The organism is Massilia sp. LXY-5 (assembly GCF_059801075.1).
Genome location: NZ_JBNNEH010000008.1, coordinates 13742 through 35306, shown reverse-complemented (window position 1 = coordinate 35306; position 21565 = coordinate 13742). Strand labels below are relative to the sequence as shown.

The 21565-nt window shown below is 56.1% G+C and carries 20 protein-coding genes and 1 pseudogene; 10 read left to right on the top strand and 11 right to left on the bottom strand.

The window, feature by feature from the left end; translation table 11 throughout:
• The first annotated feature begins 199 nt into the window (after nucleotides 1-199).
• From ACI48I_RS22650 to ACI48I_RS22630, 5 genes are read left to right on the top strand one after another with little or no spacing between them, the layout of a single operon-like run.
• The gene (locus tag ACI48I_RS22650; protein WP_498575486.1) at nucleotides 200-1243 is read left to right on the top strand and encodes a GTPase family protein; all 1044 of its coding nucleotides are present in this window, start codon (nucleotides 200-202) and stop codon (nucleotides 1241-1243) included.
• Between the two features lie 3 nt (nucleotides 1244-1246).
• On the top strand, nucleotides 1247-1894 hold the full coding sequence (locus ACI48I_RS22645) for a GTPase (protein ID WP_498575485.1): 648 nt from the start codon (nucleotides 1247-1249) through the stop codon (nucleotides 1892-1894).
• A gap of 49 nt (nucleotides 1895-1943) precedes the next feature.
• A complete protein-coding gene (locus ACI48I_RS22640; protein ID WP_498575484.1) occupies nucleotides 1944-2318 on the top strand; it encodes a hypothetical protein in 375 nt (124 codons plus the stop codon).
• 8 nt (nucleotides 2319-2326) lie between these two features.
• Nucleotides 2327-2722, top strand: a complete 396-nt coding sequence (locus ACI48I_RS22635; RefSeq protein ID WP_498575483.1) for a hypothetical protein — start codon at nucleotides 2327-2329, stop codon at nucleotides 2720-2722.
• Nucleotides 2719-2988 (top strand): YkgJ family cysteine cluster protein, encoded by a 270-nt coding sequence (locus ACI48I_RS22630; RefSeq protein ID WP_498575482.1) that lies wholly within the window; start codon nucleotides 2719-2721, stop codon nucleotides 2986-2988. Before ACI48I_RS22635 ends, ACI48I_RS22630 begins: the two co-directional genes overlap by 4 nt.
• A 160-nt stretch (nucleotides 2989-3148) precedes the next feature.
• Here ACI48I_RS22630 and ACI48I_RS22625 read toward each other — a convergent pair whose 3' ends face one another.
• From ACI48I_RS22625 to ACI48I_RS22615, 3 genes are all read right to left on the bottom strand, one after another.
• Nucleotides 3149-3655 carry a lecithin retinol acyltransferase family protein gene (locus ACI48I_RS22625; protein ID WP_498575481.1) on the bottom strand — a complete coding sequence of 169 codons (507 nt, stop codon included), beginning with the start codon at nucleotides 3653-3655 and terminating at the stop codon, nucleotides 3149-3151.
• Between the two features lie 172 nt (nucleotides 3656-3827).
• Nucleotides 3828-6080: a VIT domain-containing protein gene (locus tag ACI48I_RS22620; RefSeq protein WP_498575480.1), complete on the bottom strand. Its 2253-nt coding sequence runs from the start codon at nucleotides 6078-6080 to the stop codon at nucleotides 3828-3830.
• Nucleotides 6077-6493 (bottom strand): MerR family transcriptional regulator, encoded by a 417-nt coding sequence (locus ACI48I_RS22615; RefSeq protein WP_498575641.1) that lies wholly within the window; start codon nucleotides 6491-6493, stop codon nucleotides 6077-6079. The genes ACI48I_RS22620 and ACI48I_RS22615 overlap by 4 nt, the downstream gene beginning before the upstream one ends.
• 464 nt (nucleotides 6494-6957) lie before the next feature.
• Between ACI48I_RS22615 and ACI48I_RS22610 the strand changes: the two genes are divergently transcribed.
• The 4 genes from ACI48I_RS22610 (at nucleotide 6958) to ACI48I_RS22595 (ending at nucleotide 11080) form a co-directional block, all read left to right on the top strand.
• Nucleotides 6958-8067 (top strand): hypothetical protein, encoded by a 1110-nt coding sequence (locus ACI48I_RS22610; protein ID WP_498575479.1) that lies wholly within the window; start codon nucleotides 6958-6960, stop codon nucleotides 8065-8067.
• Entirely contained in the window at nucleotides 8064-8690 is a 627-nt protein-coding gene (locus tag ACI48I_RS22605) for a hypothetical protein (protein WP_498575478.1), read from the top strand. Before ACI48I_RS22610 ends, ACI48I_RS22605 begins: the two co-directional genes overlap by 4 nt.
• Nucleotides 8687-10042, top strand: a complete 1356-nt coding sequence (locus ACI48I_RS22600; protein ID WP_498575477.1) for a hypothetical protein — start codon at nucleotides 8687-8689, stop codon at nucleotides 10040-10042. The genes ACI48I_RS22605 and ACI48I_RS22600 overlap by 4 nt, the downstream gene beginning before the upstream one ends.
• A gap of 633 nt (nucleotides 10043-10675) precedes the next feature.
• Entirely contained in the window at nucleotides 10676-11080 is a 405-nt protein-coding gene (locus tag ACI48I_RS22595) for a hypothetical protein (RefSeq protein WP_498575476.1), read from the top strand.
• Between the two features lie 257 nt (nucleotides 11081-11337).
• On the opposite strand, the pseudogene ACI48I_RS22590 reads toward ACI48I_RS22595, so the two are convergent.
• From ACI48I_RS22590 to ACI48I_RS22575, 4 genes and pseudogenes are all read right to left on the bottom strand, one after another.
• A pseudogene (locus ACI48I_RS22590) lies at nucleotides 11338-11895 on the bottom strand (transposase); the annotation flags it as partial.
• A gap of 114 nt (nucleotides 11896-12009) precedes the next feature.
• A complete protein-coding gene (locus tag ACI48I_RS22585) occupies nucleotides 12010-12363 on the bottom strand; it encodes a hypothetical protein (protein WP_498575475.1) in 354 nt (117 codons plus the stop codon).
• Nucleotides 12364-12875: 512 nt separating this feature from the next.
• Nucleotides 12876-13505: an Lcl C-terminal domain-containing protein gene (locus tag ACI48I_RS22580; protein ID WP_498575474.1), complete on the bottom strand. Its 630-nt coding sequence runs from the start codon at nucleotides 13503-13505 to the stop codon at nucleotides 12876-12878.
• A 474-nt stretch (nucleotides 13506-13979) separates the two neighbouring features.
• Nucleotides 13980-14876 (bottom strand): DUF4365 domain-containing protein, encoded by an 897-nt coding sequence (locus ACI48I_RS22575; RefSeq protein ID WP_498575473.1) that lies wholly within the window; start codon nucleotides 14874-14876, stop codon nucleotides 13980-13982.
• Between the two features lie 706 nt (nucleotides 14877-15582).
• Between ACI48I_RS22575 and ACI48I_RS22570 the strand changes: the two genes are divergently transcribed.
• Entirely contained in the window at nucleotides 15583-15843 is a 261-nt protein-coding gene (locus ACI48I_RS22570; protein ID WP_498575472.1) for a hypothetical protein, read from the top strand.
• Between the two features lie 83 nt (nucleotides 15844-15926).
• Here ACI48I_RS22570 and ACI48I_RS22565 read toward each other — a convergent pair whose 3' ends face one another.
• The 4 genes from ACI48I_RS22565 to ACI48I_RS22550 form a co-directional block, all read right to left on the bottom strand.
• Nucleotides 15927-17465, bottom strand: coding sequence for a hypothetical protein (locus ACI48I_RS22565; RefSeq protein WP_498575471.1), 1539 nt, complete (start codon nucleotides 17463-17465; stop codon nucleotides 15927-15929).
• 792 nt (nucleotides 17466-18257) lie between these two features.
• The gene (locus ACI48I_RS22560; RefSeq protein WP_498575470.1) at nucleotides 18258-18926 is read right to left on the bottom strand and encodes a TraX family protein; all 669 of its coding nucleotides are present in this window, start codon (nucleotides 18924-18926) and stop codon (nucleotides 18258-18260) included.
• A gap of 62 nt (nucleotides 18927-18988) precedes the next feature.
• Nucleotides 18989-19963, bottom strand: a complete 975-nt coding sequence (locus ACI48I_RS22555) for a hypothetical protein (protein ID WP_498575469.1) — start codon at nucleotides 19961-19963, stop codon at nucleotides 18989-18991.
• The gene (locus ACI48I_RS22550) at nucleotides 19960-21543 is read right to left on the bottom strand and encodes an LPD7 domain-containing protein (RefSeq protein ID WP_498575468.1); all 1584 of its coding nucleotides are present in this window, start codon (nucleotides 21541-21543) and stop codon (nucleotides 19960-19962) included. The genes ACI48I_RS22555 and ACI48I_RS22550 overlap by 4 nt, the downstream gene beginning before the upstream one ends.
• Between the last annotated feature and the right edge of the window lie 22 nt (nucleotides 21544-21565).

Below are 21565 nucleotides of genomic sequence, written 5' to 3'. Positions count from 1 at the left end.
AAGTTAGTAAAGCCATGCTGCTAGCGACATGCGTTGTCGCTTCGCCCACTACACTCGATCTCTCAGCCTCGCAGTTCAGCTGATCTGTATGGCCAGCCGCAACATTCAAATCGATGTCATCCCATGCACCTTGAGTTGTATCGGAGAAATCAGACTGCTATGCTGGCTTGAATATACTTTTACTAATTAACTGGTCAATATGCAAATTCATAACGATGCTCAGCGCTTGCGTGGCGAGCTTGAAAAACAAAATGCAGCCCTGGTTTCTGTCGCCCTCTTCGGTCAACCCGGTGCCGGCAAGTCCTCGCTGATCAATGCAATCGTGGGCGCCAAAGTAGCGGAAGTCGGTGTCGAAACGGACAAGACGGTGAAGGAAGCGGAATATGTGCACAACGGTCTGACTTTGGTCGATCTGCCGGGCTACGGTACGCAGCGGTTCCCGAAGGAGACCTATAAAAAAGATTTCAAACTCGAGAAATTCGACCTCTTTCTGTGCGTGACGAGCGGTAAATTCCATCAGGCAGACACCGAGCTATTCCGCGAACTGGATTCGATGGGGAAGGTATGCATCTTTGTCGTCAACAAACATGACGAACTGTGGGAAGACGGCGCCACAATCGAAGAACTCGAACAACGCAAGCGCGACGACATCGTCAAGCAAGTCGGTAAAGCGGTAACGGTGATTTTTACCAGCTGCCGCAAGGGTAGTGGTTTAGGCCTGCTGAACAAAACGATCCTGCAAAACCTGGACGCCGCAAAACGTGAGCGCTGGCTTCGAGGTGCGAAGGCCTACAGTATTGAATTCCTCAAACAAAAGCGCGAGGCCGCTGAGAAGCGCGTAACGATCGCAGCCGGCGCGTCGGCCGCCAACGGTTTTAATCCGATTCCAGGCGCCGATATTGCCGTCGACTTTTCAGTCCTGCTCGCACTCTTCGCTGAATTGCGCGAGTGTTTCGGCTTGACTGACAAGACGCTGAATTCACTAAAAGAATCAACGATCCCCACTGTCAGTACGGTCGCGAACAACGTGATCCGCTATGCCGCCAAGGAAGGCTTGCTGTTGTTACTAAAACAATTCCTCGGACGTCAAGCCCTCAAATCGGTGGTCAAGTATGTTCCTCTGGTTGGCCAGGCGATCGCCGCCTCTGTCGGCTTTGCGATTACCTATGGCGTTGGCACCAGCTATCTCGACGACTGCTACATGCTTGCAGAGAAAATCCTGCAGGACCAGCTGGAGCGCTGAGTCATGTGGTGGCTCGCCGTCCCGGTCACGATCGGCTTGGGAAAGCTCATCTATAACGCGGTGGTGGACGACCGCCCTCCCCAACCGACGCCGCCCCCGGGCACCCCACTCATCGAAAATCTACGCGCGTTACGGGAATTGACTGAGAAACCGGACCCGCGCCGGGTGGCCTTCTTAGGACAACCCGGTGCAGGTAAATCGACGATCGTTTCCAAGTTGTCGAAGGGACGCGCCCGCCCCGCCCCCGTGATCGGAACGCACACAGATGCAACGAATTGGGCAGAACGCACTGGTGTTGACCTGTTGTATCAGTGGGGCAAACGCGTCGCCGCCGACGTGCCTGGGTATGACACGAGCGCACATCCGGTGTCTGCGTTCGTCACGCATTTTCCATTTGCGAACTTTGGAAAGATTTGCTTGGTGGTCCACGGGAAAATTCACGCTGCTGACATCGCGATCTATGAAGCCATTTGTCGCGATGACATCACGCCAATTGTGGTGCGCAGCCGTGCCGAGTCCCTCGATGAGACCGAGCGCCAAGCTGTCCTGCGAGACCTTTGCCAGTGCTTTGTTGGGCTGCAGTCATCGTCGGTCGTGTTTGTGAGTAGCCGTACTGGCACAGGGTTAGAGGATTTGCGCCTACGACTTTGAATGGCCGAGTCTGGCATTACCCGTCGTTAGTCGATTCGTACCAAACAGCGTGAGCGCCATCGTACTCGGACCTGCATTGGCGATCGGCGGCTTCATGATGGCTAGCAAAGCTGAAGAAGCGCTGACCCAGGCGCGCGCCTATGCGGCCAAGGCCGATACCGCTGCCGCGGAGATGAAAAAGATCGTACTCGCGCTCGGAGCGCTGCGCTCGAATGCCAAGGAATTGTCGACCGCGCTACACGGACTCGTCGAACGTTTCGACGCCATCAAAGTCGACGACGACAGCGATCCGCAAGCATTCGCGACCATGGTCATGGTTGGCAAAGGGCTCAAAAACCTGCTCGACGTCGCGATCATGGGAGAAGACGGCGCCGCGATCCCCAACATCAAAGCCAAGATCTCCGGTCTTGCCGAATTGTCTTAAGGTCAGCCATGCTCAGTACCCTAGCTAAAGCAGGCCCCGTCGTCGGTGATGCCGGTAAAGCGCTCGAGAACATCGTCGACGCGTGGAAGCAATACAAAGTAACCGCCGAAGTCGAGCAGACGAAACGCGAATCGATCCGGGCGACGCGTGACGTCAACATCAAAATGATCGAGGAGAACGCTGCCATCCTGAAGGCTTACCAGGAAGGTATGTTCAAGGAACGGGCTGGGATCATCGACGGCATGTTCGAACGGCTCGACCAGGGTCTAGCCGAAGGTAATGCTCAGGTTGCTTCAGACGCCATGGCCGCAATCGTCGCCGTGACCAAGCAGTCACCGCTAGCAGGCGTCCGTGAATTGCTGCTGGACCTACGTAACCCCGAGGGGACCAGCATCGAAATATGAGGCAGGCTTTCCCGTGCAATAACTGTGGAGCCTGCTGCAAGTCTGTCAGGCTCTCCACGCAGACACTCGGACTCGACCGGGGTGACGGGACGTGCCACCACTACGACGATGACGAGCGTCGCTGTCGCATCTATGCGCAGCGTCCCGACGTCTGCAACGTCGAGAAGACCTACGAGACGCAATTCCGAGATCGGTTGACCTGGCCTGTCTATGTTGCATTGAACGTTCACGCCTGTGCTGAACTCGAGGCGCGGCAAAACCAGTGAGCGCAGGTTGAACGAAGCCTCCTTGTAGCGTGAAGCCTGATGTACGTAGCTACATGACTTCGGTCCACGTGTGCAGCAGCGACCTGAATGGATAGGTCTGGGTGGACAAGCCTGTTGTCTCGGCACGGCCCACCCACAGTAAGTGTCGCTTTGCGGAGCGCTACTTAATCAAACGGCCCAGTCCGCCCATGAGCAATACTTTATTGCCTTTTGCGATCGATTTCACGGCTGCCTTTCCGCTCTCGACAACGGCTTCCTTGACTGTCGCTTGATGAAAGCGCTGCTTGCGATACTCACCCACCACGTTGCCTACAGCTCCGACGAGTGTTTCCACAAATTCGACTTGGTTGCTAACGTGGGCCCCCGTCCTAACCCAACTACAAAAATGCTCGCAGTTATTCGCGTGCACGTCGTAACGGTCTTCGCCGAGACGCTCATGCGCACGCGCGACAGCGTGCTCACCGCTGTAGGCCGACGTTTCATAGCGACGCACGGTGACCTTCCGTCCGCCAGCGAAAAGGTCAAGGGTTGTGATCTCTACCGGCCCCGCATTCAGACCGTTAGCCAAGCCCGAGTAGTGGATGACCTTGCCCTGGCCAATGTAAATCCCGTGATGGTCATACCCGAGGCGAGGCGTCACTAAGTGGTCGCCAAGTTGAAATTGCATAAATGCCTCCATAGTTTATGTATGGTAACTTTTTAGGCCTGTCGACGCAACGGCGACCAACGCAACCTTGCAATAACTCAACAATATAGGAACTCCACTCCGTGCCAAGAGCTGCCGCGCAGATCGCGGGCAACGCCACTCCCCCCTTCGTCAAGGATTGGCTAAATGCATGCTAGTCCGCTTGCTTACGGAGAAAAGCCGGGATATCGTAAGCTTCGACACCAGCATGGCGAGCGTCGAAGGCAGCTTGGGCTACCTCGGCCACGCGCCGGTCGAGCATATCCATGCGTTGAGGCGACATGCCCAGTCGACCGATCCGTTTCAGCAAGCGCATGACGAGACCACCGCGATAGAAGCAACGGTGCAATGCAAGGATGAACCGCAGCAGCACCTCCTGTACCGCATATCCGAGCTCGGCGATATCGCGCAGTTCTTCCAGCACCGAATCCGGCAACGCGTCCTCGACCTCTATAAAACCGGTTGGACAGGGACCGCCTTGCAGCGCAGCGGCATACGTATGCAGGAATACGCGCAGTTGCTCGCGGTAGAGGAAGGGAACAATATCGCTTTGCCTGCGCAGAAACGCCGGTCCCTCATGGCTTTCCACCCGATTTCGCATCATCGCTTGCACTTGCTCGGACGCGCTCTCGCGCCGCCACACTGCCGGCTGTGCGACGCCGCGCACGCTACCAATACCGGCGCGGCCGGCGACGAGCATTTGCGGCACGACGCGCAAGGCCGGCAAATTGGCTGGGCGTTCGCCCTCGGCACGTTCATGCACAATCAGGAAGCTCGTCGTGTCACTGATTAATTCGTACTGCACGGCGAGTCGATGGCGCTCGTTGGCAGGCAGCGTAGGCAGGCGATGCGCTGCCGCTACCCGCGCCAAGGTGTTGCCGTCGATAGTCTCCCTGCCGAGCGACATCGCTTGCTCATGCTTAGTACCAGTCCCGTCATTCCAGGTGATCAGCGCGTTCGATGGGAGCGTGTCTGTAAAGCCTCCGAACGCGTGCACCGTCTCGCCGCTGAAGACGACCTTGACCGGGTCTGATTGCCACGCGCAGTCCCCATCCCATGCGAGCGCAAGCTCGCTGACGGGGGCCTGGCGCATACGCCTGAACATACGCACGACAGCGGCATGCACGTCATCGTTAGCATTCACCAGCTCACATGCGCCGCCGGTACTACTGGCCAGCCGCTGCAACAGGCTAGCAGCAGGCGCCGCGCCAACGCCGACCGCAAAAATACGCTGTCCGCTCTTGATGGCGCTGGCGACGATCGGGTCGGTGTCCCACACGTCGCCATCGGTGATGAGAAGAATGTCCGCCTGAACCGGCTGGCCCAACGCGAAGGTCGACAGCAAAGCTGCGCGGATCTCGGTATTACCCAGATTCGCGGAGGTCTGTGCAATCCACTTGCTCGCCTCGAGCACGGCGCGCGGCGTGGCCGACATGAGGGAGTTGCTGTGGTGCGCCACTTCGCTGCCGAAGCGGCTGTAACTAAAACGGTCGGTCGGATTCAGTTGCGCCAGGATCTCATGCATGGCCTTGCGCGCTCCTTTGATGCTGTCGCCGTTCATCGAGCCGGAACAGTCCACAAGGATTTTTAATTTGAGCGGTAATTCAGCGTCCTTCGACTCCGGGGCCGGACAAAAACTGGCGAGGGCGATATAGCCCGCGCCATCGCGACCGATCGTCGCAATCGATGTGCCCGTTAAGCCGTCGGATAGCAGTACAAAATCCCGGTCCAGCATGACCGCATTAGGTTGCGCCAAGCTGACGTCGACGTACCCACCGGCATGGCGCACTGCCAGCGCATGCGACGGCGAACTGATTCGTCCGCAAGCGATCGGGCCATGCAAGTGCAGCGACAAACGCAACGGATAGGCTGCGCGTATGTCCTGAACCGGAACCTGGTGCAGACGTAGCTGCGCCGCGGCGGGATCCCCGAATCGCGGCCCAATCACATTCGGCAGCGTGATGCGGACCTGCCCCTGGCGAAATGAGAGGAGTTGAGCGTAGCGTAGCCGCACCACGGCTTGTTCATGCGCTAGCAGGTTGCCGATGTTGGCCGTATATAGGCCATCGGCAGCGCGCTCCAGCATGACCGCGGTGTGCCCCGACTCCAGCGCTGTTTCATACTGTTCATCAGCCCGCTCGACAACCTTACCTTGCAGCGTGCGTTCGCCTAGTTCGAATTCCAGGCCAAGCAACACCGCGTCGTGCGGAATCGGGAAGCTGTACACGGCCTCGATGTTTGTCCCACCTGGGTTCACATAGGTCTGCTCGACACACACTTCCAACAACAAGCCGTGCACTGTGCCGACAACGTCAACGGCCTGTAAGACGGGTGCGATGAAGGCAGGGCGTGTCGACACCCGTGCAAGGGGCGCGTTTTCGTAGGTCGTGGGCGCGATTCTGCTCATGGTCGGGGATCCGATTGCTGAATTTTTTCAAAAGCAGACATCACGTCTGCGAAGAACTGACGTACTTGCTCAGGTGTCAGGTTGGCACGTTCAGGATTGAGACTCACTTCCACGCCGTCGGCGATCGCCACCTTGCTCCAGACTTCAACTTCCCCATAGCGGCGTGGCCGCGGCGGTGCTGGCGCGTCCGCTCCGGCCATCAACTCACGGATGCGTTCGAGCGAAAGACCAGCTTGCGTCCAGCGCCGAATTGTCAGGAGCCCTTCCAGATGATGCTGCCCGTAGCGGGCCGCGCGTGTTTCACCCTCGGGCCGCGCAATCAAGCCGATCTGAATGTAATAGCGAACCGTACGCTTGGTCAGATCTGTCAACGAACAAAGCTCGTCCAAGGAAAATCCAGGTCTCTCATCCATTTCCACATCGCCTCCACCGCGCCAATTTATACACAGTACATTGCGACAGTAGCACTGTCAATAATAAAAAGTGAGAGAACCGCATGGACGGCGCATCTGATCGCGATTGTCAGCGCAGCTCGATGCCTTCGTTTCCTCGTTGACGGACCGGAAATCGTTTGTCGACGAACAGTAGCGACCGAACACCAGCGCAGCGCTTCCTTGAACGGATTGCACCGACCGATTGAATCCAGCCATCAGCAACGTTGCGCACCAGCGGACTCCCCACATTGATGGACACACGGTGCCGTCAGCGCAAATCCCTTTCACTGCTGAGGCACCTACCTCAAGGGTCTACCGGAAAAATTCGACTGGTTTCATCCAAAAATATCCTGGTAGTCTCTTTGCCAAGCTGCCTCTAAAGTAAGCCGAACTCAACCAGCAGCGCTACCGATCACGATGGCGCGCCGACAGAAAGGCTTATCATGATGGACGCGATATTTACCAATTTCTTTTGCGACGTTTCAAACGTATGCGGGCACGAAGCAACCTTGCATGCCAACTTCATGCACCAGTTGCTGCTGGCCGGCGTGCCGGGCGCCTGTATCGAACGCGAGTTTCCAATCGACGGCAAGCGCATCGACCTCGTGCTGTCCGCCAATCAGCATGGCGACGCTTGGGTCCCCAGCGGCACCGTCACCGTGGCGTTCGAATTCAAGGGCGGTGCCTACAACGTGCGCAACGCGCTGCACGACGAGATCGATCCAAACGGCTACTGCAGCGACCTGGACAAATTGATGGCGCTGCGCCGCCGTGGTATCGAATGCTGGTTCGTGTGCACCGACATGGTTGAACTCGGCACCGCCTTGTCGCACGCAGCCCGCTTACGCGTGGCGGCGCAGTGCGCGCGCCGCGGCATTCACTTTGTCTACTACGCCCAGCGAGACGCGCAATACATGATCACCCGCGCCGGCGGCAGTCCAGTACACGTCGCACTGCCACCTTCGCGCCCGGTGGGGCCACGCCACGCGCGCTGGGATGGGAGCCTGTCGCGCTTGGCGCCCTTGCTGCGTCAAGCCAGTTTTACGGAAGACACCGCAGTTGGCCACGTCTATCACGCCTTACAGCAAGCTGGCCTTGGCGCAGTGCAGATCTCGCTCGAGACCTATTTCCGCTGCGCGAAGGGCGCAGGGCGAATGCAGCAGCGACCGGACCTGTGCGTTTTCGACGAACAGGTCGCAGGCCGCTTTAACCTGTACCGGAACGGGGATCGCAAGCGCCACAATGACGGCATCAAGATCGGCAACTTACGTGCACTTATCGAAATCAAGGGAAGCAATGGCGCCGCGCGTGCCAGCACACGCACCTTCATTGCGCAGATTGCCGCCGACATCGATAAGCTCGCAGCGTGGCGTGCCCGCTTCGACGCCAGCGGCTATCTTCCAACAGGGGGCGGGCTGACCAAGCACCCCGACTACGTTATGATCGCACTTGATAATAGGAAAGTACCTGTGACGGAAGCCGCGCTCGAAAATCTGCGTCATCAAGCGAGCCGAAACGCAGTCCAGTTTCATTATTTAAGGGTCGGTTCATGAGGAAAAAACCGGAAACGCTGGCGGCGCTCGAAGAGCTTGGACGCGTGCGCCTGTCGCCGTCGTTTTACCTACGCGACTTCCTCTACAGCGAGATCGCGGCGATGCACGGCCTGCCCAACTACCCCAACCATCCCGACCTGGCCATCCAAGTCGGCAAGCGATTATGCGAAGAGCTGCTGGAACCGCTGCAAGCGCGCTTCGGTAGGATTGCAATTCGCTCTGCCTACCGATCGAGCGCAGTCAACGAGTTTGGCAACAGTAGAGGCTTCAACTGCGCCTCCAACGCCAGCAACTACGCGCGGCACATCTGGGACATGCCCGATGCGAGCGGCGGGCACGGCGCCATGGCTTGCGTCGTGCTCCCCTGGTTTGCCGACCGCTACGCCGAAGGGAGCGACTGGCGTGCGCTGGCATGGTGGATCCACGACCACCTGCCCTACTCATCGCTATGCTTCTTCCCCAAGCTCGCGGCTTTCAATATCGGCTGGCATACGACGCCCGAACGGCGCATCGACAGCTACATCGCTCCGCGCGGCTGCCTGACGCGGCCAGGCCTCCCTGGTCACGACGATCGCCATGACGCGCTCTACGCGGATCTGCTCGCCCTGCGAGCGCCAACATGAGCGGCTTCGTCGACACACTGACGGATCCCACCCTGTTGTGGACCAAGCGCTGGCGCGATCACCTGGCACGTACGCCAAGAGTCAGTGGCTTGAACAGCCTGGAACTACTGAGGAAACGCGCCCGCCAGAAACTGGACAAGGTCGACCGTGAGCGCCTGGCCTTGGGTCTGCACGTCGAGTCGATCCGTTTAAGAAGCGCGCACGCGCTTCCTCGCCCCTTTAGTGGAGCAGAATGGATGCGCGCCGCCGGCCTCGCCAGCGAGCCAGCGAACGCGAGCAAGCGCATGAGCGAATATGTGCTGACGCCCTACGGCCAGACCAATCGACATGCCTGGGACCCCGAGGGATGGGAGCTGCGCGTCAACCACCTCAGCGCCAGTGCCCGCGACTACGCAGCCTTGATTGATGCGCTGTTCCGCTTCACTAATGAGAGTCCCGAACAGATCTGCTACCGCATCTTTGCAGGCACCTCGCTTGCGACGACGACAGCCGAATCGCAGCGCTGCGAACGCCTAGTCGCACGCCTTGACGCGCTGGTGGCCCAGACCGATAAACTCGTCGAACGCGTGTCACCTGGCGCCGGACTTGCCGCACTGTTCACGCGCACGGCGCACGTCAAGGAATCGATGCTGCGGGCGGGATCGGCATCAGCCTGGTGGCCATACACCAGCAGAGACGAGCCGGTGGCGATCGACGCTCTCCCTGCTCCCTATTGGGACCTCGCCGACGGCCAACCCCATGTCACGCTGGACCCGGTCGATCCCCGTTACCGCTACATGTCGTGCCCGCCGCTCGATTCGCTCAGGGCTTTAATTTACCTTCCGCGCGCCTATCTGGGCTGCGTCGCCTACATCCCGAGCTGGGTTACCGCACCAGATCCAGCGCCGGAGGACGTCGGTCAATTGATGGCGACGCTGTACGAGTCGCAGTCGACACTGACCGAGGTTCGTACCCTGGCCACCGCTGACGCACGCATCCGCGCGCCAGGAGACAAGCGGGATGAGTCGTGCGCTTCCCGCATGGCGCCAACGCTGGACGCTAACTATCGGTTCCCAGAAGAAGAAGGACACTGCTGGCTGGTCATCTACCCGACGGAGAACGGCAAGGGCTTATCCCCGCTGCTGTATTGGAGCCTGGGCGAAGGCGGCGTCCACGTCTGCAGCCTAGACCGCCGCAGCATACACATGGCATCGCAGCTGCACCTGCCGGGCGAACATGGGGTCATGACGGTAGTCGAGCGCATTGAGCAGCTGCTCGACGCTCCACGCCACTCGCTAGCACAGGAGTGGGCACGTACGGCCTTCGACCTCCAGAACAACCCTGTGCTGGCGGCGCAACGGCTGCATCGTTGACGAGCAGGATTTTCAATCTTTTCGGCTTTTCACGGAACGTGAAAATTCTGAAACACTGAAAGCAAGGTCTCACTGACAGACGCGGCCGCGAGCCGGCTACTGTTCGAAGTAACTATCCGCAGTGCGTAGTGCGATGAACGAAATTTGGGTCATCCAGAAAATAGAACGCTGCCCCGGAACCAGGGACAAGATCGGCATGGCGACGCCCGTGCCTGCCTTGGTGACAAGCATCGTCGCGTCTGAGACAGAAATGGTCGCCCTGACGAAAATCCCGGCACGGGCCTACCGCTCCGGTCTTCTCACATCTTTTCGGCTCGGACTAAGCTATGCGATGCCAAGACTGGAAGGTCGTTGTTAAACACTTAACTCTTGATAATGTATTTTATCAAGAGTAAAACATACCGTCTGATTCGAGTTGCTGAGAATCCTGGTGCCTGTAAACACACACATGTCGTTGCCTCGATGCAAGCCTTTAAGATATGTAGTACCGTATTCAAATCAACACAACAATTGGGTGGCGTGCATGGCTATTTCAAAAAAGCAATTTTTTCGACAGCTGAGCAGATTGCTGCTCCTAGTAATCAACCGAGGCTCAATGGAGAATAGAAAGCTGTGAGTGACGGAAGTTACAGTATGACTTCCAATGCGGTCCATGCGTATGAGGCTCAAGTTGCTACCCTCAAAGAACAGCTGCAGGCTGCGCTGATTCATAGCAATATGCTCTTACATAGCAAATCGACGCTGCGCGTAGAAGCTAACACTTTCCGCAGCAGGGCAAGCTTACTGATGGGTCGAATAAAAGAGGCTCGCGACGAAGAAAAGGCGCGTAATGAAAAACAGAATCGAGAAATCGAGTTTCTTAGAAACGCCCTTGAGGGGGCAAAAGAAGAATTAGAAATTGCAAATAATTCTTCGGCCTTTATGAAAATTGAAGCAAGATATAGTGCAGATTGGATTGAACACTATAGACGGAGCATAGAAGCGCTGTATGAAGGGGCTTGCGGGATGATGAGACGAGGTAGATGTCAACCCCTTTAAGGAATGCTCTTTTTAACTCTAAACTTTGGATTTGTAGCTGTTTTCACTTGATCTACCGCTTGTGCCCGAGTGATTGCAGGCGTTCACGAACCTGTAGTGTATTGGCTGCGTTGCCAGCAAAGAACTCCTTTTTAGCTAAGTAGCCCCGAGCTAAACGTCTGCTTAAGACCTATTGCGTTGAAAAACTCGCAGACAAGAACGGTCCTGTTAAGTAACTGTACAGGAAAGAATCGCGGCGTAGCCAACGCTGTGTTCGGTCAACTCATCGCTAATTCGAGTTCTCGCTTCGGCACGAGCAGTTTTTTAGCCATCCGTCGAAGGTTTTGTGCCGTCGCCGCCAAAAGAAACTCATCATGGGCACCGCTGGGGCCACGCAGGCGTAATTGGCCGAGTTTAAGAATGCGCTTGAGGTGGGCAAACAGCATCTCCACCTTCTTTCGCTCCCGGCGTGACACGCGATACGCCTCGGTTTTGCCAATGGCACGAGCGATATCGCGTCTAGGTTCCTGGGGACTGCGGTCGATCTTTCGCGCGGCCATGTTGGGGCAGCACTTCCGCTCCAACTCGCAAACCTGGCAGTCGTACACCTTGGCCCGATAGCGAAGCGGTGTTCTGGCATCGGCTTGCCGGGGCGGCCTGAGGTGTTTGCCAGCAGGGCAAACATACTGGTTGTTTTCAACGTCGAAGATGAAATCGGTACGGCTAAAGGTGCCGTCGTGATGCTCGGATTTGTCCCAGACTGGCACGTGCGGGACGATCCCTTTTTCATTAACCAGCCAACCCAACATTGCGGCGACACCGTAGTTCGTATCGCCCCTATTGTAGCGTCCGCTTACGACCCGAAGCGGACCTTAATAGGCGCAAAGTTCGCAGCGATCGACTACTGGGTCAGTGAACTTCTTTGAGACCACGCTTTCGCAATGCGAGGATTACGCTTGAAGAATCCAGGGACTGTTCTCAATAAACCCCTGCATCAACGTCTGTTGGGCGACAGGTGAAACTAATGCGCTACTGTATTTTCGATAGATGGGATTTCTAAGAAGCTCCTCTAGCTTTGATAGCTCGGCATCCGAAAAGGAGCCCAGCAATTTTTCGTAAGCTGAAAACATCGGATTTCCGCCCTGGCTCATACCGGTAGTCATCACATCGTTCACCTCATCCATTATCTCGCTCCATTGTGTTTCGGTGAGGCTTGGATTGGTCTGACGTACAAAATGCAGAGTAGAGGCTGCTGCTGGAAGATTCTCCGCGCGCATCGCAGAAGCAAGTTGCGATTTCACCATGCGCCAATTCTGGCTTCGCGGTCTGGATTGTCAGAAGCCGCGCAGTGGGAGATTTGCCCTGCGAAGAGCAGAGCGACGGCGAAAGTGCTAAGGGAGAGGCGAATTGGTTTAATGGGAATTTCAATGTTGATTTAGGGCAACATCTTACCAGATGCCTGCAACCCAATTTAGGTGTTCTTGGAATTGTTGTAAGTACGCTTTTGGCCGATTGCGGACCTATTGTAGCGTCCGCTTACGACCCATAGCGGACGAAGCGGATCGCTGTGAACTCATGCTAGCGAGAACGAATGACTGTGCAGAACTGTGCGCCCACCATGTCGGCTGTCGGCCCGACGAGTCATCGTGATTATGGCTTATAAACGAAGGCAACAAATTAGAAGGAAACTATAAGAAGTATGATCGGTTATTGAACGAGTAGATTGAAGAGATTTTGGAAAACCCAACCGACTCGCGCCTCAAGCAATTCGGCATTACAAATTCTTTGGAAGACGCGTAGTCGGATTTCAAAGTACTTACTTATAAAACCTTGCATCTGTTACTGCAATGTTATAACCACCATCTGGATCTCGACCACGGCCGCCGTTACATGTATCGGAATAGAAAATCTGCCAGCTACTTGTCATCGTTGTTAAATCGACTAGCTTCGACCGAGAGTTTTCTTCAGCCCAGAGGCTCTTTTTCGCCTGAGACGAAAGTTTAAGTAAATTCTGCTTTTCTGAAGTAAGGGTCATCAGTTCGGCTACAGTTGGCATGCGCCAACCAATTGATCCGCCATATTCCCACTCACTCATTATTTCCCAAAACACTGATGGATATTCGGTTTCTTTATCACTTGTAAGTGAACGAACCATATCCCACGTTAAGCCAGTGTCTTTATCAAGCCACACTAAAGTACTAGTACGAAATTGCTCAACATCTCTGAATGCAAGAATATTGATTAACCTTTCTCTAAACCACTCGTTTAGGTGCAACTGACGTGCTGTCTTAAAAGGATCATTTACCAATCCTATTGGTGGTGCTATTACATTAGTCACGCCACCTTCAGTTATGCACTGAATATTCTCGTTAAAAGTTTCGGCCGCTAAGCAAGCTAATACCTTGGCATCCGAGAAAGACGTAAAGGATTTCATTATCGTTTGCATCAGATGTACCTGTCCTATGTTCCTTGCACTCTTTAGTCGAGAAAAATCTTACAAAACGCGCCCGTTTTTATACCTGCCTTGATTGAATCTACCTGGGCCTTACAATGTGTGTGGCGTGCGTCTGCTCTTGGCCCAGGCTCTGTAAAAACGCGGGATTCGCGTGTTTTCAGGGGTCGCCTTACCATTCCCTCCATCGAGAAAACCCCATAGCGAGCGTTTTAAGAGGTCGAGTGTCGCCGGCGTGCCGGCACCTTCGCGTTTTACACAGCCTGGGCCGATAACGGACGTCGGCTCAGTGTACGATGTTGTCACCACAGCAAGTAAGGGGTTTGGCTAGACGTACTAAGTAACGTGGATTCGATAAGGCGCAAAGTTACAGAAGTGATGAAGAAGGCGATCTGGTTTTAAGTACCTCACGCACAAATCAGTTGAGTTTGGTGAAGACTTGCGCCGAGAGTAGCACCATCGCTGCCTTTAGTATGGAAGCCTGCCTTCCTGTTTTGCCTCATATTTATGAAGGAAACCTTCCTCAGCATAAGTATTTAAGGGGATTTCAAAGCTTGCATTCAAAAATTCAGTAAACTCCTTAACCCTTTTTGCATATTCATCTATCTTTTCTTTTGGAGCATTCTCAGGTTGCTTTGGATTTGGCTCATCTCTTAATTTCTTAGCCCAAACATTGAGCGTAGTATAGATTACTATTGGATTGAAATGGGGAGACGTTCCTCCGTCGTTAAATTCCCTAAAAAACTCATTCATATGGCAAAGTCGCTTACCCATCTCTAAGTATGACTGCGTGTGCCCTTCTAGGAACCCTTCGACGTTTCGGTAGAAATATGTTGCAATCTTCATGACCTCTAGTGCCTCACGGTGACGAGTCTGGTCCATTATGATTTTCACAAATTTCTCCATGCTCGCCGAGTTTTCAGTTAGCACGTTTTCGACTGGACACCGAATTGCTTTCGACTCGCTTTCTTCATTCGGATCGTAATCAGTTACTTCCAAATACTTCTGCAGCCAAACAAAGCGGATTTCCGGCTTGCATTGTGGCGTTTTTGGGTAAGGAACAGATGCGTAGATCAGAAAAAAAGGTGCCTGAAACTTCTGAGCATATGTAATGGTTTTCTTCGAAAGCTGATACGACTCTTCTTCTGTACTGTCAAAAGGCTTTGCTGTGCCCTTTACTTGTATCCATGCGATGTTCCCGGTGGGTTCCTCACCCTGAAACAGTTCAACGCGAAGGTCTATACCGTAATCGGTGTCGTCTAGCCCACGTATGATCACGTCATCAGGTAGTAAGCTCAACAATGCTCTAACTGCTCGCGTATCCGTCCGGTGATTTGCGTGTCTCTGTGGGGATTCTGCTGTCATAAGGTTGCCATGCTTCGGGTAGTAAACGGGACATTGTGTTCAATAACGATTAGATTACATATGAACATGTTCAAAAGTCAAAAGGTTATTTTTGCTCGTATTGAGTTGAGGCAAAACCGAGCCGTTCATAAACGGTCCTTTCTGCACAGCACCTTTCCCCTTTTATAGTCAAGCTCTCACGCTACTATTTTTATGTGGAATGGCTACTCGGTCCCGCGCCCGATGACAGCCTGTTTGTCTCGGGTAGAACAATTGCGCGTTACCTCGCCTTCACGACTGTGACCCCTGCTATGACCTTTACTCTTCATCTTTGGGATTTCGGCCTGGACTCTGACACGCTAGGCCCAATCCGTTGCCGCCATCTCAATGCCGAGAAGAAATTTGCGGAGTTTGAAGAGAGCATCCGGGCGGGCGCTGTCGACAGTTCGGCCTGGCACGCAACGTTTTTAAGACCGTTGCACGCAAGCGCCCTGACGATGTAGCGATCGATGCCAAATGCGGCGGTGACAAGTTCAGTGATGAACAAGTCTTAGCTCTCTCTTTGGATGCGCTTGACCAGTTTTGTGACAAGCTGCTCAAGGGACGTCTACGCCTGGTGGCTACCGCGGACGGCGACCCTCCAGCGCCAGCAGTACCCGTCTTTCCGTCCGGTCGAGAAGGACTGGCACCTGCTTTACTTCATTTCGCAGAGACGAGAAGAGCTTCCATGAAGCACATTGCAGAAACTGCAAAAAGAGGCTCTCGTACTGTAGTCGATATCGAGCGAGTCTTCGGTGGTAAAGCTGCCATGCGAGCGGTACAGGACGCTCAACGTCCCGGAAATATGATGAAAGCTGCTTTCGGCACCTTGGACATATCCTCTGTTTTCTCGAATAAAGCATTGGAAGACATCCGACGTCGCGACGAGATGCTTAAGGCCACAGTTGGAATTAGCGGACAGACAGAGTCCTTCCTGAATCAGATGTAAGTGGGCTCTGTAGCGGCGGACACCTTTGCCCAAGAAAGCCTCAACTCTCCTCTGGCTAGCGATCGCTGAAGCACACCGCCTCCTCATTGAGCAGGTGGAGGAAACTCAATTTTTTCATACGCCGGAATGCCTGGCGTCCCGACTCCCTGGCTAGCCGCAGTCATATCTTCCGTTATTTTTTCCCTCCAGGCGCTCAGCTCTGCTTGAGACAAACAGTAATCAGAGGTGCCGGTTTCCACACACCTGATATACGAAGGAATTCGAATCCACTGGTGATACATTTCTGCTGCAACGTCCTGCGGGTATTTCATAAATAAATCATTCACCCGCTGCCGCGCTGCGTCGGCACGTTGCAGCGCTGCAGGATGCGCAGGATTAGGCCGAAGGACGTACCGAGGCCCCACACGAACTCGTTTCACCGGGGGATTTTGGCTCACAGCCTGATCCGCCTTTCCGGCTTCGACTTGGGCCTCTTGCAGTGCAACGGTTGCCGGCATGCCCGCCATTTTCACGGGCAAGATAGCTCGCACCCCATAGTCCGTACCCCTTGCAATTTCCGGGAGAGCGCATGACTCACCTTGTAGGCATTCCTTCAACCGATTTTCCAATGCCGGCAACACTGCAGTGCGAAGTTGGTCCTGTAGGGCCTTCACACGTGCCGCGTGCGCAATCCCAATGTAGGAGTAATTGCCTGGTTGCTCTATCATGTCAAACATGTCTAGATACAGGGACTGATAGCGGAGATACTGCCCCACCAAAATATCAATTTCGGCAAATCGCAACGTCGTGAGGCTTTGCCCCGGCCAATTCGCAAGCTTGTCATACCTGGTAATCGAAATGGCGTAGTTGCGAGGAGCTGTCTTCGCATCTGCCGGTAGGTTCTTAATGCGCTCAAGCAACCCCACTTCGTCGACTGCTAGCGGTATTCCAGTCCCACCCGCAGCGTGCATGAGTATGCTCAGCCGGGATGATTCGCGATACTTCTTTAACGTGTTGGTGACTTCAGCGGAGCCGGAATAAGTGATTCCCGTGGCTTTGACCTGTGCGTGGACGGTTTCGCGTTCATCAGTCGAGGCGAGTTTGAATTGAAGCACTGCGTGCATCTCCCCTCCTCCGTAGATAGCGGATACAAAGCCATCTCCGCAGACCGCTTTAAATTCCTTCAATCCCCTGGAAAGTGTCGTCAACGCCGACTCCGTCAGCCGAACGCCCTCGGTCCCCTCCTTTGGTGCAACATCCCGGGCGCCTTGGCGAACCCTTGCAGTGGCGACGAGGTTGAGCCCTTCATTCTTCACTTCAATGGCTTTTGCGAACGTAGCTTTAGCTGAGGCACCTACACCGGAAATCGCTTTCGCCTGGATCTCAACCGATATGTCCAGCGTTCGGTTGAGTTGCTCCTTATCCGCCACACGACTCAGCTTCAAATCGCGGTCTTCTGCCAAGTCTATTTTTTCCGAAAATTCGACGCATCCTCCGGCTGTCTTGGCCGCGTCGAGGCTGGACCAGCCGTTACCCAGCTGAACGCCTCCGATGGGATAATCCAGCTCGCGAGACCCTGCAAACTGCGCATGGCAAGGAACACTGACAATAACCGCACTGCAGATGGCCGCGATGTTACGCATGGACGCTTCCTTGTAGTGATGATTCTCGTTATGGCTCAACGTATATTGCGGCTAAAGCATAGGGGATTGATGCCGAAATATCACTTCTTTTTTATAGAATCGTCCTCAAAATAAGGTTTTTCAGTCCGGGCAAGTGTCCATCGGCGGCTTCACCACCCGCTCCTGGGCGGCAGATGATGAAAAATCAACACTTGGTTCTTGTCGTGCTAGGTTTGCTGTTGACACCAATTGTTGCATTGTCGAAGACATTAGAGGAAATCACGGCACAGAGGAGATCTGACAGCGACCGAGCCAGGCAGCGTCTAGGCCCCGGCCCGGCTTGTACGAACTGCTTCCTCAACCGTAGCGTCCGGCGGGTAGGCGGGCGGCTTTGGCGGTGACATGGCCGACAGCACGCGCGATACCTTTTCCAGCGCGTGCTTGTAGATGGCATGCACGTCCCCCGCCACCGAACAAAGGCGCCCCTTTGTTGCCCTTCTCCGTGTCGAGCTGCAGCATCACCTTTTCTCCTTGCACGACGCGTGGCATCACCCGCTGGACTAGCCAAACATATCGATGGCCATCACGAAAGTCTCGATCGCCTCTTCCAAAGACGGATGGCCGATGTCGCAACGGCCGCCCCTTCCCCGCGATTGAGAAGCAGGCCAAAACACTGCGGCCGATACACGGCAGCATCGTGGGCGTCCGACAACTGCTGCGCGCTACTCGTGTTTTCCTCCGGGTTAAGCGCTAGCTGAAGCTGAGGCATAAAGGTTCGGCCGACTTGGCGAATTCATGCAGAAGTCCCTAGGCTCAATGGTGCAGGTAAGTGAAAAGGACGAACAACACGCCAAGGTGTACCGGGTAATAAATATAGAAGAGCAGCGGAGCCCGCGGTACCGACAATTTCATGCGCGGCGCAAGTAGGATGAGCGGCAAGGCGGCAAACGCCCAGCCACTTCGATTGACAATCAACAGCGCGGCAATGCAGCCTACCAGCGCTACGAGACGCGCCAAGCAAGGCCGCTTGCAGTAGCGCCAGCTGACGATCGCCAAGCTAAGCGCGAACCACCAATATTCCACCAATGCACCACCGATGACGAACAAGGCGATGGCAGCGATCGTATACCTCCGGCCACCGCCCTCGAGCAAACCGATGACACCCGTCGCAACGAGCAGCGTGAACATAATATTCAGGGGCCACCAACCGCCCAGCACTTTGCCGAGTGCGATAAAGGGTATGCACGCTAGTAGCCCATATAACGCAAGGCGCGCGGCGGTACGCTGGTATGCACCGCTCTCCCAACTTCTCGCACGCGCCAAGTTGTAAGCGAGGACGAAAACGAAAAGCGGCATGGCGATACGCCCCAAGGCGAACAGCGTTGGTATCGCGTGACCGAACAGGTATTTGTTGACGTGATCGAGCGTCATGAGAACGAGCGCAAGCCACTTCAGCGCTTCCAGTGTGCCGTCGGCGATCAATAGCGACGTTGGCGCCGTCCGCGTCGACGACTGATTCGTCGCGCTAGCAAAGCCTGGCCCGTTCACAGTGTCGGCCCGCGATGATGCGATACCTGCTGCGTCGATTCCGCCTGACGATGAGCCATCAGCTCGAAGTCGATGCGACTGTTTAGCGCCGTGCACTCGTCGATCCTGCCTGGTGCAAGACAGCCCCCAGCCGGCGGCGAGCACACGCCAACCTTGCTGCCTGCGACTTCATGTTCGCGGCAGGCGTGACGCACCGCGAGCGCGCGGCGAAGAGCGATGATCGTCTCGTCGCGTTCCGCGCTCCGCGCCTCGGTAGGTTCCACGACTTGCATACGCTGCGCGGCTTTGGCCGCCGGGACCGCGGTACGCACGCACTCTTCGTTCGAAGCGGGACTGGTTGTTCTTGGTTCGTAGTGGAGGCCCAGCATCACCGAAGCGACGGTGATCAGCCGGGCCTCGATGCAATCCACACGCGCATTCAATGCGTCGACCTCGGCCACGCGATTGGCGCCATCGAGCGCATGCCGTACCTGTTCAAGCTGCATAACCGCGAGGCGCAACAACCCGTGCGCATCCCCGTCGGATACGCGTTCTGTGACGACTATCGCGGAAGACACGTCGGCTCGCGATACGTCCGCTGTCCCGACCTCGAGCGGTACGGCGTCAGCCGTTACCGTTGAAGGCGATGCACTAGGTGGCGCCTGCGTGCTGGTGGCCGTGAACGACAGCACGCGCATGTTCGCCCAGACCGTAAAGTGCGCTAAGGTGCGCGATAGGCGGTAGTAATGCCCTTCGCGCTCGTACGGCACCGTGACGCCGTTTTCGTCGTGGATCCTTAGTCGCCAGGGACGGCGCGGGAACACCAACACCGTCCGCTTTCCATAAATAAAAGCGCCCATGCCTGACAGCTCACCGCGGGCTTCGTACTCGGCGCTGACACGTGTCGTTTGTTCCGTAGACAGCGGAAGCCCCATACACGCGCTTAAACACGCCGCAACAGCCACTGTCGTCAACAGGGATGTCCATTTCATCGATTTAACTCCTTCGACTGGGTGCGTTCAGTGCGCACCTCGCCTTGTTCACGTAGTGTCGCTTGCGGCAGTGCTCCGCGTTCGATGCTGTTGACCAGGTTCGCCGCAACGCGCCCCATCGCCACCGCCCGCTGCTGCGGGTTAAGGCCATCGGCCTCGACCTTTTTCTGTATCGACGCCAGCGCGGCATAGGCGCCGGCCAATTCCGGATGATCCTTGATCGCATCGGCCGCCGACATGTGTGCAAAGGCGTGGGCGCGCTGCTGATCCAAGGTCGACGGTCGAACACCAGTGCCATCGACTATTTCTGCTTGTTCCCGCGCGTTGCGCTTATCCGCCTGGTCCGCCTCGTCGAAGACGGGAGGGCTCATATCGGTTGCTTCGCCTTGCGCGCGGCGCCCACCCTGGCGCGTTGTCCTGCCCGGCTCCCCAGGCTCAAGCTCGCTGTGTCCGCTACGTTTTGCCAGAGCGGCCTTGTCAACGTCGCTCGGCGTATACCCTTTCACATGCATGCCGTGGCTGCTGGCTTCTCGCCATACTTCCCGACGAAACGTCTCCGACCCCGTCACCTTGATCTCATCCCAGCCGCGCGCCCGCGCGATCGCCACCATCGTCTCGGCAATTTGCTCGCTATTCGAGCGCGTCTCCAGCTTATTTCCCTTGTCCTCGAACGCAACGACATTTCCCTTTCCAGGAAAATAGAATTTGGCGCCAACCCGCAGGTACCTGTTCTCGACCTCGGCCGGCACGATTGGTCTGGTATCGTCTTTCGAAGCAGTAAATATCTCGTCGGACGCTACTTGATTGGTGGCGGGCCCACGCGCTGATTTCTCCTTCGCCTGACCCGCTTCCGCTTTCTCTAGCGCCGCGGATAATTCTTCCGCGTTCGCCGGCCGTGTCGCCTTTGGTTCGATAACCCGCTCGACAGCGTTCACGCCCAGCTGCCCCGCGCCTGGGCTGGTGACCCGCGCGCGATCGGCCGCGCCAGTCGCCAGTGCATCTGGATCACGTGTCATCGAAGGGACGCCCCTGCCCTCCTTTCCCTGCTCGCCTGCCGTCATGACGATCTGCACAGCGTGGGAGACGTCAGGCGCCTTCTCGGCCAGCCCGTCCCTGTACTCGGTGCTTAAATGCGCGGTGCGCGCCATCGCGTGCGCGGCCTGGTCCAGGTGTCGCGGGTCGTGCAACTTGCCGTAGTGGCGCGCGTCCAGCGCGGCCAGTTTGCGCGCCATTTCAGGCCTCAACACTTCGACCTCCACCTTCCGCAACTCCTCGTCTTGCCGTGCTTGTCGCTCGGACGGGATTGCGTCCTTCGCCGCAGCGTCGATTGCCGCCTGCTTGACTTGCACGTAAGCTTGCTCGAACAGGTCGGCTCGCTGTTGAATGCCGCGAACGATGACCGCTTCCGACTTAGTGCGTCCCCTCAGCGCCGTCGCGATGGCGTCCGTGAGCACCTGTGCGTGATCGCGTTCCAGCGCCGTATTTGCTTGGCGATCGCGCATACCAACCGCGGACGCCTTGCTCGCATCAGGCGGCCCATCGCTTGGGTGACGCTCTCCACTCTCTTCGCTTACCGCCATGGTTTTCTCCTCATAAACCGCG